The 15,879-nt window shown below is 60.6% G+C and carries 19 protein-coding genes; 8 read left to right on the top strand and 11 right to left on the bottom strand.

Translation table 11 applies throughout. The annotated features are described in order from the left end of the window. Positions 1 to 167 precede the first annotated feature (167 nt). The 5 genes from speE to M0814_RS04480 all read right to left on the bottom strand — a co-directional run bounded on the left by speE (position 168) and on the right by M0814_RS04480 (position 4,724). The gene (gene speE / locus M0814_RS04500; protein ID WP_041068886.1) at positions 168 to 1,043 is read right to left on the bottom strand and encodes a polyamine aminopropyltransferase; all 876 of its coding nucleotides are present in this window, start codon (positions 1,041 to 1,043) and stop codon (positions 168 to 170) included. A 237-nt stretch (positions 1,044 to 1,280) separates the two neighbouring features. Beyond that, positions 1,281 to 1,472, bottom strand: a complete 192-nt coding sequence (locus tag M0814_RS04495; RefSeq protein ID WP_003223221.1) for a PLDc N-terminal domain-containing protein — start codon at positions 1,470 to 1,472, stop codon at positions 1,281 to 1,283. Positions 1,473 to 1,543: 71 nt separating this feature from the next. Next, positions 1,544 to 2,074 (bottom strand): hypothetical protein, encoded by a 531-nt coding sequence (locus M0814_RS04490; protein ID WP_103485837.1) that lies wholly within the window; start codon positions 2,072 to 2,074, stop codon positions 1,544 to 1,546. A 196-nt stretch (positions 2,075 to 2,270) separates the two neighbouring features. After that, positions 2,271 to 2,789, bottom strand: a complete 519-nt coding sequence (locus M0814_RS04485) for an ankyrin repeat domain-containing protein (protein WP_003223216.1) — start codon at positions 2,787 to 2,789, stop codon at positions 2,271 to 2,273. Between the two features lie 96 nt (positions 2,790 to 2,885). Continuing rightward, positions 2,886 to 4,724: a long-chain-acyl-CoA synthetase gene (locus M0814_RS04480; protein ID WP_103485835.1), complete on the bottom strand. Its 1,839-nt coding sequence runs from the start codon at positions 4,722 to 4,724 to the stop codon at positions 2,886 to 2,888. Between the two features lie 377 nt (positions 4,725 to 5,101). Between M0814_RS04480 and M0814_RS04475 the strand changes: the two genes are divergently transcribed. Continuing rightward, positions 5,102 to 5,380 carry a DUF3509 domain-containing protein gene (locus M0814_RS04475; protein ID WP_027613327.1) on the top strand — a complete coding sequence of 93 codons (279 nt, stop codon included), beginning with the start codon at positions 5,102 to 5,104 and terminating at the stop codon, positions 5,378 to 5,380. Between the two features lie 192 nt (positions 5,381 to 5,572). On the opposite strand, the gene mtnC is transcribed toward M0814_RS04475, so the two are convergent. The 5 genes from mtnC to aroC all read right to left on the bottom strand — a co-directional run bounded on the left by mtnC (position 5,573) and on the right by aroC (position 9,790). Beyond that, positions 5,573 to 6,256 (bottom strand): acireductone synthase, encoded by a 684-nt coding sequence (mtnC, locus tag M0814_RS04470; protein WP_103486003.1) that lies wholly within the window; start codon positions 6,254 to 6,256, stop codon positions 5,573 to 5,575. Positions 6,257 to 6,260: 4 nt separating this feature from the next. After that, positions 6,261 to 6,806, bottom strand: a complete 546-nt coding sequence (locus tag M0814_RS04465; protein WP_103486004.1) for an acireductone dioxygenase — start codon at positions 6,804 to 6,806, stop codon at positions 6,261 to 6,263. Positions 6,807 to 6,898: 92 nt separating this feature from the next. Beyond that, positions 6,899 to 7,525 carry a methylthioribulose 1-phosphate dehydratase gene (locus tag M0814_RS04460; protein ID WP_103486002.1) on the bottom strand — a complete coding sequence of 209 codons (627 nt, stop codon included), beginning with the start codon at positions 7,523 to 7,525 and terminating at the stop codon, positions 6,899 to 6,901. Next, entirely contained in the window at positions 7,522 to 8,667 is a 1,146-nt protein-coding gene (locus tag M0814_RS04455; protein ID WP_103486001.1) for an MFS transporter, read from the bottom strand. Before M0814_RS04455 ends, M0814_RS04460 begins: the two co-directional genes overlap by 4 nt. A gap of 31 nt (positions 8,668 to 8,698) precedes the next feature. Next, complete coding sequence (gene aroC, locus M0814_RS04450) at positions 8,699 to 9,790, bottom strand: chorismate synthase (RefSeq protein ID WP_003223202.1); 1,092 nt, start codon at positions 9,788 to 9,790, stop codon at positions 8,699 to 8,701. Between the two features lie 130 nt (positions 9,791 to 9,920). Between aroC and M0814_RS04445 the strand changes: the two genes are divergently transcribed. Together M0814_RS04445 and M0814_RS04440 are read left to right on the top strand one after the other, a co-directional pair. Beyond that, positions 9,921 to 10,874, top strand: a complete 954-nt coding sequence (locus M0814_RS04445) for an alpha/beta fold hydrolase (RefSeq protein WP_003223200.1) — start codon at positions 9,921 to 9,923, stop codon at positions 10,872 to 10,874. Positions 10,875 to 10,973: 99 nt separating this feature from the next. Next, positions 10,974 to 11,765, top strand: a complete 792-nt coding sequence (locus tag M0814_RS04440; protein WP_103486000.1) for a hypothetical protein — start codon at positions 10,974 to 10,976, stop codon at positions 11,763 to 11,765. A gap of 98 nt (positions 11,766 to 11,863) precedes the next feature. On the opposite strand, the gene prmB is transcribed toward M0814_RS04440, so the two are convergent. Next, positions 11,864 to 12,772 (bottom strand): 50S ribosomal protein L3 N(5)-glutamine methyltransferase, encoded by a 909-nt coding sequence (gene prmB / locus M0814_RS04435; RefSeq protein WP_003223196.1) that lies wholly within the window; start codon positions 12,770 to 12,772, stop codon positions 11,864 to 11,866. A 238-nt stretch (positions 12,773 to 13,010) separates the two neighbouring features. On the opposite strand from prmB, the gene M0814_RS04430 reads away from it, so the two are divergent. From M0814_RS04430 to M0814_RS04410, 5 genes are all read left to right on the top strand, one after another. Further along, complete coding sequence (locus tag M0814_RS04430) at positions 13,011 to 13,601, top strand: cysteine hydrolase family protein (protein WP_003223193.1); 591 nt, start codon at positions 13,011 to 13,013, stop codon at positions 13,599 to 13,601. A 130-nt stretch (positions 13,602 to 13,731) separates the two neighbouring features. Then, positions 13,732 to 14,052, top strand: coding sequence for a hypothetical protein (locus M0814_RS04425; RefSeq protein ID WP_003223191.1), 321 nt, complete (start codon positions 13,732 to 13,734; stop codon positions 14,050 to 14,052). Between the two features lie 74 nt (positions 14,053 to 14,126). Continuing rightward, positions 14,127 to 14,684, top strand: a complete 558-nt coding sequence (locus M0814_RS04420; protein WP_003223189.1) for a Smr/MutS family protein — start codon at positions 14,127 to 14,129, stop codon at positions 14,682 to 14,684. Between the two features lie 77 nt (positions 14,685 to 14,761). Beyond that, complete coding sequence (gene folE, locus M0814_RS04415) at positions 14,762 to 15,307, top strand: GTP cyclohydrolase I FolE (RefSeq protein ID WP_003204506.1); 546 nt, start codon at positions 14,762 to 14,764, stop codon at positions 15,305 to 15,307. 104 nt (positions 15,308 to 15,411) lie between these two features. Beyond that, a complete protein-coding gene (locus tag M0814_RS04410) occupies positions 15,412 to 15,783 on the top strand; it encodes a glutathione S-transferase N-terminal domain-containing protein (RefSeq protein ID WP_103485999.1) in 372 nt (123 codons plus the stop codon). The last annotated feature ends 96 nt before the right edge of the window (positions 15,784 to 15,879 follow it).

Genomic DNA, 15,879 nt, shown 5'->3' with positions numbered 1-15,879 from the left:
ACATGAAAAAAACATCATTTTCATGGCTGGAAAAATTGTGTGGCGAGGGAGCTTGCTCCCGCTGGGCTGCGAAGCGGCCCCAAAATATTTTGCGATCGCAGACTTTGTGAGTGCTGCGCACTCAAGCGGGAGCAAGCTCCCTCGCCACAAGGAATCCATCGGCCTGGTCAGTCGTTGCTTGGCTTGTTGATCGCCTGCAGCACGTACTGTGGCAACGCGAACGCGCCGATGTGGATTTCCGGGTTGTAGTAGCGGGTGACGATGCCGCTGCCGATGAAGCGCTGTTGCAGGGTTTCACGGCTCAGCTTGCGGTAGGCCGGATTGGTCGAGCCCCAGGCGAAAGTCATCGAACCGCCGATGTAGGTCGGCACGGCCGCCTGATAGAAGTGCCAGTCCGGGAACAGGCTGCGCAGGCGACCAGCGGTGGTTTTGACTTCATCGATCTGCATGAACGGTGTGCCGTTCTGAGTCACGAGGATCCCGCCTTCGTTCAGGCAGCGGTGGCACGCCTGGTAGAAGTTTTCCGAGAACAGCACTTCGCCCGGGCCGATCGGGTCGGTGGAGTCGGAAATGATCACGTCGAATTTTTCCGTGGTGGTGGCAACGAAACGCATGCCGTCGTCGATCACCAGGTTCAGCCGTGGGTCGTCGTAGGCGCCCTTGGAGTGGTTCGGCAGGAATTCCTTGCACATGTCGACCACGGTGCCGTCGATCTCGACCATGGTGATGTGCTCGACGCTCGCGTGTTTGGTCACTTCGCGCAGCATGCCACCGTCGCCGCCGCCGATGATCAGCACGCGCTTGGCGGTGCCGTGGGCGAGGATCGGCACGTGGGTGAGCATTTCGTGGTAGATGAATTCATCGGCTTCGGTGGTCTGGATCACGCCGTCCAGCGCCATTACCCGACCCATGCGCGGGTTCTGGAAGATCACCAGGTGCTGATGTTCGGTGCGCACTTCGTGCAGCAGTTTTTCCATGCGAAAACGCTGGCCGTAGCCTTCGTAGAGGGTTTCCAGGTACTCGCTGGTCTTGGTGACGGTCATGGTCAAGTGCTCCGATGAATGCGCGGGCGTCAATCGTGGAAACGATTGCCCGGGAAAGGCGCGCATTCTACGTTGCTGAAGATGACAGGTCGAACCTCTGTTCATCGACATTCCGCATAACCTTGTGGGAGCTGGCTTGCCAGCGATGCAGTCGACGCGGTCTCTCAGTGAAACCGCTGCGATGCTATCGCTGGCAAGCCAGCTCCCACAGGTTATGGGGTGCATTCAAAGTTGTGGCTAGATCCGCACATTGCCCCGCGGCCCGGCAATTGCCCAGATGATCAGGCCCAGCACCGGCAGGAGGATGATCAGCAGGACCCAGAGGATTTTCATCCCGGTCTCGGCGCCGCTTTTCAGCACGTTGATGATGGCCCAGATGTCGAGGGCAAGGATGATCAGACCAATCAGACCGTTGAACGTGGAACCCATGGTGTCGCTCCAGAATAGTGGCATGCACTTTTAGGATAGACGGTCGCGCGCAGGGTTCCCTTTTATTGCGTTCAAACGTGAACGGCGACCTTCAACGCTTCCAGCGACGGCGCGGCAGCGATACCGACTTCGGCGCACAGTTCGAGCACTCGCGGCACGTCGTTGCCATAGACCAGCACCACTTGCAGCTCGTCGTCGAGCAACTGGCTGAAGTTCATCAACGTGTAACCGCCGTTTTCCTTGTTCAGACTGCTCATCTGCACCTGGATGCGGTTAAGCGCGGTCAGCGCTTCGGTCTTGGCCAGTTGTTTGGACTTGAGGTTGAAATCCACGCCCGGGCCGAACGAGGCGACGATCTGCGCGAACAGGTCAACGTAGGTGTCGGCCTGGAACAACACGGTTTCCGGCAGACTGCCGACCACGACCCACTCGCCCAGCGGGATCGGGAAGGTGTCGTCGTAGTTGATGTCCGGGTTGGCCGCCAGAAAGGCTTCGGCATCGGCGTAGGCCTGCGCGGCTTCATCGGCCACATTCAGGATCTCGTCCTCGCCCATGCAGCCGGAGCTGATTTTGCTGATGAGTTCGACGAGTGCGGCTTTCATGAGGGCGGATCCTGTGGACGGTTGAATTCGAGGGCGCGGAGGATAGCGCATTCCGTGGCGCATCCGACACCTGTGGCGAGGGCGCTTGCTCCCGCTGGGGTGCGAAGCGGCCCGAAAAACAGTGGGCTCAGCATTTTTGCCAGCGCTGCGCACTGGAGCGGGAGCGAGCTCCCTCGCCACAGAGTCTCGACAGTCCTTAAGCCAGCAGTTTTTCCAGCTGCGCCGTGGTATCGACCGCGCCCATGGTGCGGGCCGCATCCAGCGCGGTGATGCCGTTGGCATCCTTGGCCTTCGGATCCGCTCCCTTGCTGATCAGGTAATCGACGATTTCCACGCGATTGAACATCGCCGCCATCATCAGCGCGGTGCGGCCATCGAAGGACGAACCTTCGATCTCGGCGCCCGCTTCCACCAGCGCCTTGACCACGGCCAGATCGCCCTTGAACGCCGCGCCGGCAATCGGGCTCTGGCCGTTGCCGTTACGCAGTTCCGGGTCGGCCTTGTGTTTGAGCAGCACCTGCACCGCGTCGACGTGGCCGTAGTAGCTGGCGAGCATCAACAGCGTGTCGCCCTTGCTGTTTTTCAGGTTCACCGGCAAACCGGCGCTGATCAGCCGATCGAGCATCAGCGCATCACCGTCGCGTGCCTTGTTGAAAACCTGCTCGGTGAATTCGGCAGCTTCTTCAGGGGTCATCTGGCGGCTTTGGTCAGACATTGGCAACTCCACTTTCGGTTATTCGCAAAGCCGACAGTTTCCCGAGCGCGACGATGGCTGTCACCCCCTTTTTCTCAAGACGTGCCATAGCCAATCTCAATAGCGGTACTTGCCCTGATGAATATCGGCCAACACCTGATCCGTCACCTGCACGTAAGTCTGGGTGCCGGGCAGCCAGGCGTAGATCGGGTCATCGCCCGTCTGGCCGGGGTCGAAGCCTTCGTTTTTCAGTCGGGTCTTTTGGTATTTGAAAGTCCCGGTGGTTTCCATTTTCACCTTCACCCGCAGAAACAGCGGCACCGCATAGGCCGGCATGCGCTGACGGGCGAACGCCAGCAATTCGGCGAAATCCAGGGTCGCGAGGGATTCGGCGGGCGTGATTGCGGCCATCCCGGCGCGACCGTTGGTGTTGCGCACTTCCACGCCGTAAGCGACTGCCTCGGAAATGTGTGGATGTTGCAACAACAGGTTTTCCACCTCGGTGGTCGAAACGTTTTCACCCTTCCAGCGATAGGTATCGCCGAGCCGATCGACGAATTGCGCATGGCCAAAACCGATATTGCGCAGCAGGTCGCCGGTATTGAAGTAGCGGTCGCCCTTGCTGAACACATCGTGCAGCACCACCTTGGCGGTTTTCTGCGGATCGGTGTAGCCATCCAGCGGAGCTTTTTCGTCAATCCGCGCGAGCAGCAAGCCCTGCTCGCCTTTGCCGACCTTGCGCATGAAACCGTCGGCGCTGCGCAGCGGCTGCCCGCTGTCGTGGTCGTACGCCACCAGCTCCCAGGCCATCAGCGAGAAACCGATGGTGTTGTCGAAGTTGAGGATATTGCTGAAGCCGATATTGCCGTCGCTCGCCGCGTACAGCTCACAGATGTGCTCGACGGCAAACCGGGTCTTGAACTCGGCCCAGGCGCCGGGGCGCAAACCGTTGCCGATCATCTTGCGCACCCGGTGACGGCTGTCCTCGGCGCTGGCCGGTTGATCGACCAGATAGCGGCACAATTCGCCGACATACCCGAGGGTGGTCGCGTTATAGCGACGCACATCAGGCCAGAACTGGCTGGCGCTGAACTTGCGGCGAATCGCGAACCCCGAAGCACCGTTGATCGCCGAGCCCCAGCACACACAGAGCCCGGTGGCGTGGTACAGCGGCAAGGTGCAATAGACGACGTCGTCGGGGGTCATGTTCAGGGCAATCATGCCGAAGCTGGCCGAGCTGCGCATCCAGCGACCGTGCTTGAACACCCCGGCCTTGGGCAGGCCGGTGGTGCCGGAGGTGTAGATGTAAAAGCACGGGTCGTTGAAGAACACTTCGCCGCTGCTGGCCGGGTTGTCAGCGGGCGCTTCGGCGCTGGCGCTGATCAGGTTGATGTAGCCCTCGGGGGCAATACCGGGCTGGCTGTAAGTGTCACGGTCGGCGATAAACCAGGTGCGTTGCGCCGGGATCGACACTTGCTCGCGGATCGCGGCAAACGCCGGCTGCAGCTCCTCACCAAGGACAACCGCCACTGGCGCGACCAAATTTATGCTGTGGATCAGCGTATCGCGGGTCTGCGAAGTATTGAGCAGTGCACTGACCGCACCGACCTTGGCCAGCGCCAGAATGGTCACCAGCAGTTCCGGACGGTTCTCGATGAACACCGCCACCACATCACCCTTGCCGATCCCCTGCGCGCTCAGATAGTGGGCAATCCTGTTGGCCCACTGGTTGACCTGCGCATAGGTCAGCAAGACGCTGTCCTGCAAGATCGCCAGGCCTTCGGGATTGCGCAGCGTTGCCTGCTCGAAGGTCCAGCCGAGGCCACACGTTTGGGTCGGATCCGTGACGTTGGCGACTTTCATGCCTTTGACCACCCTTGGGATGGCTTTGGCGATCGTCGGCAGTTTGCGGAGCATCATGCCCCAGGTAATCGTGTCGCTCGGCGCGTGACTCATGGCAGCTCCCCGGTCGGCCTGGTTGGCCGTTTTTTATTGTTCGGGCTGTGGGCATGACCTGCGTTGTGGACAAGGTCGAGTCCGAAAATACGTCAGCGCTTCTCGGCCTGTACACGCGGTTTTTGCAATGTTTTGTATCCGCCCTGTCACATCTGGCGGCGGTGATTGCGCCTTTGCCGTTTGGTTCCGTTTAATCCGTGACGATCCCGCAAAATGCAGGATGCACGATGGCCATTCATGCAGATTGCACGACCCTTGCAGATTTCACGATTTTTAACTTATTGATTTATAAGGATTTTATTTTTTCAGCGTGCTGGCACAATCACTGCAATCTCCTTTGCATGCTTGCCATTCAAGTGCATACGGAGCTGAAAGACATGAGCCTGATCCAAGAAAAATTTACCTCGCTGTTCTCCAACTTCAACGTCACCACTGCGCCACGTCCCGATGGCGGGATTTTGCTGACCTTGCGCAGCAGTGAAGGCAAAGTGTTCAAGCGCGCCCTGACATATCAGCAAATGCACAACGCCGACCAACTGTCGTGGGCGATCAGCGCGATTCGTCGTGACCTAGCTGAAGAAGCCAGCGAGCTGCCGCAGATTGCGATGCTGCAGAGCCAGCAGCGTTTTGCTCTGCCGACGTATCACTCGCTGTAACTGATTCGAAGTCTTGAACAAAACAGGCCGGGCAGTTTTCACTGCCCGGCCTGTTTTTTATGGCTGACCCATTGTGGGAGCGGGCTTGCTCCGGGCGGCGTTCCGACGAAGGCGTCGTGTCAGTCGACATCAATGTTGAATGATCCACCGCATTCGCGAGCAAGCCCGCTCCCACATTAGAGCTATGTGTGTTTAGAAGGCTTCCGGCTCGATCGCGGTAAAGCTGTCCACCGTCACATGCCCTTCCAGCTCCCCACCCTCGCGCGCCAGACCACAGGTTTGCAAACCTGCCGATTGAGCGGCATCGAGTTCCTGCACGATGTCGGACAGGAACAGAATGTCCTGCGGCTCGACGCCAATCGCCTGTTGAATGTTGCGATAGGACTGTTCTTCGCGTTTAGGCCCCGACGTGGTATCGAAATACCCGCTGAACAGCGGCGTCAGATCTCCCGCTTCGGAGCAGCCGAAGATCAACTTCTGCGCCTGGATCGAACCCGACGAATACACAAACAGTTGATAACCGGCCTGATGCCATTGCTTGAGCGCTTCAACGGCGTCCGGGTAGACGTGGCCTTTCAACTGCCCGGCCTGATAGCCCTGCTCCCAGACCATGCCTTGCAGCGCTTTCAGCGGCGTGGCCTTGCGGTCTTCGGCGATCCAGCTCAGGAGAATTTCCACCACCCGTTCAACATCGGCCTGCGGCTCGTTGCTGTCGCGGCGCACGGCGGCGATCTGTTCGGCGACATCGGCGCGCTCGGCGTTCTGCCGCACGAAGTCCGGCAGATGTTTGGCGGCGTACGGGAACAGCACGTCGAAGACGAAACTCACCGCGCTGGTGGTGCCTTCGATGTCGGTGAGGATGACTTTGATCGACATCGGCTCAGTCCTCCAGACGCGGGAAGCGCCCGGCGATGTCTTCGCCGGTGAAATTCGCGACCCAGCCTTCGGGGTTGTTGAACAGGCGAATCGCCACGAAGTGCGGGTGCTCGCCCATGTCGAACCAGTGCTTGGTACCGGCGGGCACCGAGATCAGGTCGTTCTTCTCGCACAGCACCGCGTAGACGTAATCGTCGATGTGCAGGGTGAACAGCCCACGGCCGGCGACGAAAAAGCGCACTTCGTCTTCGCCATGGCGGTGTTCTTCAAGGAACTTGGCGCGCAGTTCGGCTTTTTGCGGGTGGTCGCTGTTGAGGCTGATCACGTCGACGGTGATGTAACCGCGCTCGGTCATCAGTTTGTCGATTTGCTCCTGATAGGCGCTAATCACTTCTTCCTGGCTCGCGCCGGGCTGGATCTTCGCCGCGGCTTGCCAGCGGTCGAAGCGTACGCCCTGCTCGGCGAGCGTCGAGGCGATGTCTTCGAAATGGGTCAGCACCTTGTTCGGAATGTCAGGGCTGGAAACGTGATAGACGGACAGGCTGCTCATGGGCAATTCCTCGGTATCGGCCTTGCCGTCCGGCTCTTGCAGACCGGTCGGGCAGTGCATTTCATCAGGCGAATGGGCGGCTTCTGGTGAAGTCAGCCTTGGCGGTTCATGACGCTGCGGGTTTTCAACTCGCATTCAAACAGGAATTCAAAAGCCTCGATCTGCCGCAGGGCATCGCTCATCTGCGCGCCCCAGGTGTAGAGGCCGTGGCCGCGAATCAGGTAACCGACGCAATCGGGATGGGCGTCGAGCCAAGGCTGCACCTTGGCGGCGAGGCGCGCAATGTCCTGATCGTTGTCGAAAATCGGCACGCGCACCCGGGATTCGTGGGTGGAGATGCCGCTGAAGGCTTTTTGCAGCTCGTAGTCTTCGAACTCGATGAAGTCTTCCGGCGTCAGGCGCGACAGCACCGTGGCATTCACCGAATGGGTGTGCAGCACCGCGCCGATCTCCGCGCGCCAGCGATACAGCTGAGTGTGCAGCAGGGTTTCGGCGGAGGGCTTTTTGCCCGGTTCCAGGCTGTTGCCGGACAAATCCGTGGCGAGCACGTCGTCCAGGCCCAACTGGCCCTTGTGCTTGCCGGACACGGTCAGCAGCGCTTCGCTCGGCGACAGACGCGTCGAGTAATTGCTGCTGGTGGCCGGCGACCAGCCGCGACCATAAAGAAAACGCCCGGCGTCGACGATCTGCTGGGCGAGCTGTTCACGCGTAAGGCTCATGGCCTGTCCTCTTGCATACGTGTGGCAATGATAACGGCAGCAGCGAGCGCCGCGAGACTGGCAATACTAAAGGTCAATGTCGCGCCGAGGGCATTCCAGCTGTAACCGGAATACAACGCACCCAACGCGCCACCGGTGCCGGCCAGCGCCGCATATAGCGCCTGGCCCTGACCTTGCTGACGCGCACCGAAGCTACGTTGCACGAACGCGATGGCAGCGGCATGAAAGCTGCCGAAGGTCGCCGCGTGCAACACCTGGGCGAACAACAGCACCCAGAGGAATTCGGCGAACGAACCTAGCAGTAACCAGCGCAACGCCGCCAGCAGAAAACTCGCCATCAGCACGCGGCGCAATGAAAACCGCGCGAGAATCCGGCTCATCGCCATGAACATCAGCACTTCGGCGACCACGCCCACGGCCCAGAGCATGCCGATCACGCCACGGCTGTAACCGAGGCGTTCAAGGTGCAAGGTCAGAAAGGTGTAATACGGGCCGTGGCTCATCTGCATCAGCGCGACGCAGGCGTAAAACGCCAGCACACCGGGACTGCGCAACTGCTTGAGGAACCCTTCCCCGCTCGGCCGGTTACCTTGCGGTGGTTGCGCATTCGGCACCCACAAACTGCTGAGGACGATGCCGGCCATGATCAGCACCAGCGCCGCCGGGTAGATGTCGAGGCTCAGCCATTCGAACAAACGGCCCAGCGCGACCACGGTGATGATGAAACCGATCGAGCCCCACAGGCGAATCTGGCTGTAGCGCGAGGTCTGCCCCTGCAAGTGCGCGAGGGTGATGACTTCGAACTGCGGCAGCACCGCGTGCCAGAAGAACGCGTGCAGGGCCATGACCATCGCCAGCCAGGCGTAGGTCTTGCTGACGAAAATCAGCGAGAACGTCAGCAACGTGCACACCGCGCCGAAGCGCACGATGGCCAGGCGCTTGCCGGTGTAGTCGCCGAGCCAGCCCCAGATGTTCGGCGCCACGCAGCGCATCAGCATCGGAATCGCCACCAGTTCGCCGATCCGCGCAGGGCTGAAGCCGAGGTGATCGAAGTACAGCGCCAGAAACGGCGCTGTCGAACCAAGCAAGGCGAAATAGAACAGATAGAAACTGGACAGCCGCCAGTACGGGAGCGCCGCCACGGTCAGACCGCGACGGCTTGGCGATCAACCATCAAAGCTGACCCAGTACCGGGGTGCTGACGCGCACGTCGGCGTTTTGCCCACGATGACGCAGCAAGTGGTCCATCAGCACGATGGCCATCATCGCTTCGGCGATCGGCGTGGCACGGATGCCGACGCACGGATCGTGACGGCCCTTGGTGATCACGTCGACCGGATTGCCGTGGATGTCGATCGAACGGCCCGGAGTGGTGATGCTCGACGTTGGCTTGAGCGCCAGATGCGCGACGATCGGCTGACCGGACGAAATGCCGCCGAGGATGCCGCCAGCGTTGTTGCTGAGGAAACCTTCCGGGGTCAGTTCATCGCGATGCTCGGTGCCGCGCTGGGCAACGCAGGCGAAACCGGCGCCGATTTCCACGCCTTTGACCGCGTTGATGCTCATCAGCGCATGCGCCAGTTCGGCATCGAGGCGGTCGAAGATCGGCTCGCCGAGACCCGGCATCACGCCTTCGGCGACCACCGTGATCTTGGCGCCGACCGAGTCCTGATCACGGCGCAACTGGTCCATGTAGGCTTCCAGCTCCGGAACCTTGTCCGGATCCGGGCTGAAGAAGGCGTTCTCTTCCACCGAATCCCAGGTCTTGAACGGGATTTCGATCGGACCGAGCTGGCTCATGTAGCCACGGATGACGATGCCCTGGGTGGCGAGGAATTTCTTCGCAATCGCCCCGGCCGCCACGCGCATCGCGGTTTCCCGCGCCGAGCTGCGACCGCCGCCGCGGTAATCGCGCTCACCGTATTTGTGGTGGTAGGTGTAGTCGGCGTGTGCCGGGCGGAACAGATCCTTGATCGCCGAGTAGTCCTTGGACTTCTGGTCGGTGTTGCGGATCAGCAGCCCAATCGAGCAACCGGTGGTGCGCCCCTCGAACACGCCGGAAAGGATTTCGACTTCGTCGGCTTCCTGGCGCTGGGTGGTGTGGCGGCTGGTGCCCGGCTTGCGGCGATCGAGGTCGCGCTGCAGGTCTTCAAGGGAGATCTCCAGGCCCGGCGGGCAGCCGTCGACAATGGCGACCAACGCCGGACCATGGCTTTCGCCAGCGGTGGTGACAGTGAACAACTTGCCGTAGGTATTGCCGGACATGCAGGACGCTCCGTGAAATCAAACCCGAATTCGTGATGCGCGCCAGTATACGCAGGCTAACCGAGTAGTTCATCCTCGAACCTTAGTGGTGTTGGTGAGTCCAACCCGCACCTTGGCGAATGATGGCGTGATGATGCTGCGAGTTCTGATCTTGAGTCTTACCCTGTTTACCGGTTTTGCCCACGCGACTGTCCTGCAAAGACCGATCTCTCTGGAGACCGGCAGCGGAGAACTTTTCGGCTCGCTGCTGCTGCCAAAATCCGACAACCCGGTGCCGGTTGTCCTGATCCTTGCGGGTTCCGGTCCGACGGATCGTGACGGCAACAATCCCGATGGCGGGCGCAATGACAGCCTCAAGCGACTGGCCTGGGTGCTGGCCAAACACAACATCGCCAGCGTGCGCTACGACAAGCGCGGGGTGGCCGCAAGCCTGGCGGCCACGCCCGACGAGCGCAATCTGTCGGTGGAAGCCTACGTCAACGATGCGGTGGCCTGGAGCCAGAAGCTGAAAAGCGATCCGCGTTTCGGCCCGTTGATTCTGCTCGGGCACAGCGAAGGCGCACTGATTGCCACCCTCGCCGCCCCCCGTGCCGACGCCGCCGCGCTGATTTCGCTGTCCGGCAGCGCCCGCCCGGTGGATCAGGTGATCCGCGAGCAACTGGCCCGCAGCCTGCCACCGCCGTTGATGCTGCGCAGCAATGAAATTCTCGACAGCCTCAAGGCCGGCCACACCGACGACAACGTGCCGGCGCCGCTTCAAGCGATTTTCCGTCCGAGTGTGCAGCCTTACCTGATTTCCCTGTTTCGCCAGGATCCGGCCAAGGCCTTCGCGCAACTGAAAATGCCGGCGCTGATCATTCAGGGCACCCACGATATGCAGGTCGGCGTAGGCGATGCGCAGGCACTGAAAGCCGCCAGACCCGACGCCCAACTGGTGGTGATCGAAGGCATGAACCATGTCATGCGCATCGTTCCCGCCGACGTGAAGCGGCAATTGGCCTCGTACAAGGACCCGAATTTGCCACTGGCAGCGGAGCTGGGCGGCAAACTCATCGAATTTATTGACGGACTTCGCACCCGTTAAGGGCTTTTTGCCCTCCAGTCCTGGAAAAAACGGCCGATAAGCCTTTGTCGCCAGCGTACCGGCTGGCGACAAGCAGGGCTTGGACAGGATCTCGCCGTTATGACTGATACCCCGACTTCACCCGACACCACCGCTGAAAAAGACGCACCGCCAGCGGTCGAGCTGCCATGGGCGGACGTCAGCGTCGAGCACCACAAGATGCTCCGCCTGGCCCTGCTGCAGACCGACCGCAACACCGGTGGCCGGCCGCTGCGCTTTGTCGAATTCGGCTATGCCGAGCGCAACAGCAAAGAACACAGCCTGATGCGCATGGCGATCAAACTGCCCGGCCAACGCGTGCGCAAGGAGCAGAACCAGCTCGACGTGTGGGTCAATCACACCAGCAAACGTGTGCATTTCGGCCCGGACAGCGGCTTGCAGATCGAACCGCTGAACCGTGGCATCGGTCGTTTCATGGCCGCGCAAGGCATCAACTGGGCGAAAAAACGCTGGCCCGCCTACACCGTCGACGGCATGGACTTGAACAACAAGGACGCGCTGAATGAAGACACCCGCCTGCGTCGCGATCACTTCTTGCGCGTGCATGGTTTTGATGTGGTGTACGCCGATGCCCAGCATCTGAAGGGCAGCGTCAAAGAGGTGCAAGTCGGTGACTTGCTGGGCGACTGGAACAGCGAAAAGCTGCAGATCGTCGAGATTCTTGAAGCGGCGCAGATGCTGCAACAGGCCGAGCAGAACCTGGCCGAGCAGGAAGTGAAGCTGAAGAAGCAGGAAGACAAAGTCAGCAAGTTCAAGCGTGAAGACGCCGGGTTGCGCTTCACCATTACCTGTCTGGTGGCGTTTGCGGTGTTTCAGGCGGGGCTGTTGATCTGGATTGCTACGCACCGCTGATGGCTTGAGACCGCGGCGCGGCTATTCGCGAGCAGGCTCGCTCCCACCTTGGAATGCACTTCCCTGTGGGAGCGAGCCTGCTCGCGAAGCTTTTAGCCTTAGACGCGGGAAGCGAACAGCGCCTGATGCTCGCGGCACTGCTCCGCCGTCAGCATGAACACACCATGCCCGCCGCGCTCGAATTCGAGCCAGGCGAAGTCGACTTCCGGGTACAGCGCCTCGACGTGCACCTGGCTGTTGCCCACTTCAACGATCAGCAAACCCTTCTCGGTCAGGTGATCGGCCGCTTCGGCGAGCATCCGCCGTACCAGGTTCAGACCGTCATCACCGCAGGCCAGGCCCAGCTCCGGTTCGTGCTGGTATTCATCCGGCATGTCGGCGAAATCTTCCGCGTCAACGTACGGCGGGTTCGACACGATCAGGTCAAAACGCTGCCCCGGCAAACCATCGAAACCATCACCCTGCACGGTATAAACGCGCTCATCGACGCCATGACGCTCGATGTTCTGATTGGCCACTTCCAGCGCTTCGAACGACAGATCCGCCAGCACCACTTCGGCGTTCTGGAATTCGTAGGCGCAGGCAATGCCGATGCAACCGGAACCGGTGCACAGGTCGAGAATCCGCGCAGGCTCGTCGCCGATCCACGGTGCGAAGCGGTTTTCGATCAATTCGCCAATCGGCGAACGCGGGATCAGCACGCGCTCATCGACGATGAACGACATGCCGCAGAACCACGCCTCGCCCAGCAGGTACGCCGTCGGGATGCGCTCTTCAATGCGGCGCTTGAGCAGGCGTTGCAGGTTGACCAGTTCGTCGTCTTCCAGCGCACAATCGAGGTAGCTGTCGGCAATTTCCCACGGCAGGTGCAGGGCACCGAGCACCAGTTGCCGGGCTTCATCCCAGGCGTTGTCGGTGCCATGACCGAAAAACAGATCCTCCCCATGGAAGCGGCTGACGGCCCAACGGATGTGGTCGCGCAGGGTACGAAGTCGGGAAGTGATCACGGGGCAGAACTCCAGAAAAAACGACTGACGATTCTACCAGCCAAAACGCCCGCCGACGACGCAGGAAAATCAGCGGAGCAACAGTAGGACTTTTCTGATTTTTGCATCAGCTATTGAACAGAACGTGTAACTTGACAAGGCTGCAGGCCAGTAACGACGGCGCCTACGATGGTAGCGGTTCACAGAACCGCTCAGCCAGAGGACAATGCCGCAAAAGCCCCACCCCAAGGAGCCCCGAATGTCCGTTCCAAAAACGATGTTTCAACTCAGCGGCCGCGGTTACGCAGCGGCCACCCTGAGCCATGCCACCGTGGTCATCATCGATGCCCAGAAAGAGTACCTCAGTGGCCCGCTGGCCCTGAGCGGCATGGACGCGGCCGTCGCGAACATCAAACAACTGGTCGCCGCGGCCCGTGCAGCCGGTCGGCCGATCGTGCACGTGCGTCATCTCGGCACCGTCGGTGGCCTGTTCGACCCGCAAGGCGAACGTGGCGAGTTCATCCCCGGCCTTGAGCCACAGGGCGATGAAACCATCATCGGCAAACTGCTGCCGAGCGCGTTCCATGGCACCGAACTGCTCGATCGCCTGCAAAACCTCGGTTCGCTGGATCTGATCGTCTGCGGCTTCATGAGCCATTCCAGCGTCAGCACCACCGTGCGCGCGGCGAAGAACCTGGGCTTCCGTTGCACCCTGGTCGAAGATGCCTGCGCCACCCGTGACCTGCCGTTCAAGGGCCGCGTGCTCAGCGCCGCCGTGGTGCAGGAAGCGGAAATGGCGATCATGGCCGACAACTTCGCCACCCTCGCCCTGACTCAAGATCTGATCTGATCTGCTCTGATGAGCGGCTCACCGCGCCGCTCATCCGCAAAAGCCTCGCATTTGCTTCAATTGCCTTAGCCTCAGGAACAACCCGGTCAACTCCCGGTCGAAGGGCCGATACCCATTGAGGAAGGTCGGAATGAAGTTATCCGATGGATTTGACGCACGCCGCTTGCGGCCCAAAGGCCAAAGCAACTGGCGTTTTCGATTCGGCGCAGCGATCGCCGCCATTCTGGCGACGTTCGGTGTGCTGCTGGCGATGGCCGGTGCCGCCAGCCTGCTGGGGCGCCCGCCGGCGCTCGGCGACTTGAATGCCACGCCGACGGGTTCGGCGATCATTCTGGCGGTCGGTTTGTTGTTCCTGTACTTCGGCGTGGCGCTGTGGCGTCGATGCCGGCGTCGCGCCCGGCAATCGCGGGAACTGAACATGTCCCCGCACCTGATGAAAAAACACGACTGAGGTGATGGCCTGGCTTTTTGCCGGGCCGTTTTGTTTCGACTTGGGTAAACTGGCCGCCCTTCGCGGAGGCTGACATGCAAGACGACGATTTTTCCCTGTTCAAAAGTGCGATCCAAGGCGTCAAGCCGATCAAGCACGACCGCGCCGACACCGGCAAACCCAAGGCTGACCGCGCGCGGATCGCCAAGCTGCGCCAGTCCGCCACCGTGCGCACCGACACCACCACCGTGGATGGCCTGTCCGATCAGTTCGTGATCGACGTCGGCCCCGAAGACGAGTTGATGTGGGCTCGCGACGGGGTGCAGGAAAGCCAGATGCGCAAGCTCAAGATCGGCCAGATCCCGTTTGAAGGCAGCCTCGACCTGCACGGCATGAATGTGGAAAAAGCCCGGGAAACCCTCTGGGCCTTCCTCGCCGAAGCGACCAAATTCGAAATCCGCTGCGTGCGCGTCACCCACGGCAAGGCGGTGCGCCTGGACGGCAAGCGGCCGATGATCAAGAGCCACGTCAACACCTGGCTGCGCCAGCATCCGCAAGTGCTCGGTTTCACCTCGTGCCAGGCGAAACATGGCGGTGCCGGTGCGGTTTACGTGATGCTCAAACGCACCATGATGGAAGGCCGCGACGAATAATCGCGTTACACCGAACTTGCAGGGTCGTGTCCGCCACCGTACCCTTGCCCTTTGCGAAAATCCCCACAGGTAGTTTCATGTCCCTGGAACAGAATTACACCGCGATTCTCGGCCAACTGGGCGAGGACGTGTCCCGCGAGGGCCTGCTCGACACGCCAAAGCGTGCCGCCAAAGCCATGCAGTACCTCTGCCGCGGTTATGAACAGACGCTCGAAGAGGTCACCAACGGTGCCCTGTTCAGCTCCGACAACAGCGAAATGGTGCTGGTCAAGGACATCGAGCTGTACTCGTTGTGCGAACACCACCTGCTGCCGTTCATCGGCAAGGCGCACGTTGCGTATATCCCGAGCGGCAAGGTGCTGGGCCTGTCGAAGGTCGCGCGGATCGTCGACATGTACGCCCGCCGCCTGCAGATCCAGGAAAACCTCAGCCGCCAGATCGCCGATGCGGTGCAGCAAGTCACCGGCGCGCTGGGCGTGGCCGTGGTGATCGAGGCCAAGCACATGTGCATGATGATGCGCGGTGTGGAAAAGCAGAATTCGTCGATGATCACTTCGGTGATGCTCGGTGAGTTCCGCGAAAACGCGGCAACCCGCAGCGAATTCCTCAGCCTGATCAAGTAATTCGCGGTACGAAGAAAACCGGCATTCATCGCCGGTTTTTTTTCGCCCGCAAAAAATCGGGTAAGCTGCGCGCCTTTCTCTCTTTACACCGTGAGGCTTTCAACGTGTTCGTCAAAGCGCTTCGTGTCGGCCTCGGCCAACTGATCATCTTCATCGACTTCATTACCCGCCCGGGCAAGAAACAGCGTCCGGCCGAAGTTCAGGCGCAGGTCAACTCGGCCGCCAAAGACCTGACGCTGTACCAGTTCCACGCCTGCCCGTTCTGCGTGAAAACCCGCCGCACCCTGCGTCGCTTGAACGTGCCGGTGGCACTGAAGGACGCGAAGAACAACGAGCATGACCGCCAGACGCTGCTGGAACAGGGTGGCAAGATCAAGGTGCCGTGCCTGCGCGTTGAAGAGAATGGGCAGACGACCTGGATGTATGAGTCCAAGGTAATCATTGATTATCTGGATAAGCGGTTTGCTGCTATCTGAATGATTTTCGGTGTCCTGAGCGACGCCTTCGCGAGCAAGCTCGCTCCCACAGGGGGCGGGTCACGCCTGATTGCTTACCAAGCTAACTAAATATTC

It is taken from the genome of Pseudomonas sp. MWU12-2020, from assembly GCF_023100605.1.
In the GTDB taxonomy this organism is placed as follows: Bacteria; Pseudomonadota; Gammaproteobacteria; order Pseudomonadales; family Pseudomonadaceae; genus Aquipseudomonas; species Aquipseudomonas fluorescens_H.
Note: the sequence above shows the minus strand (reverse complement) of the source record. Positions and strands in the feature narration are given on the sequence as shown.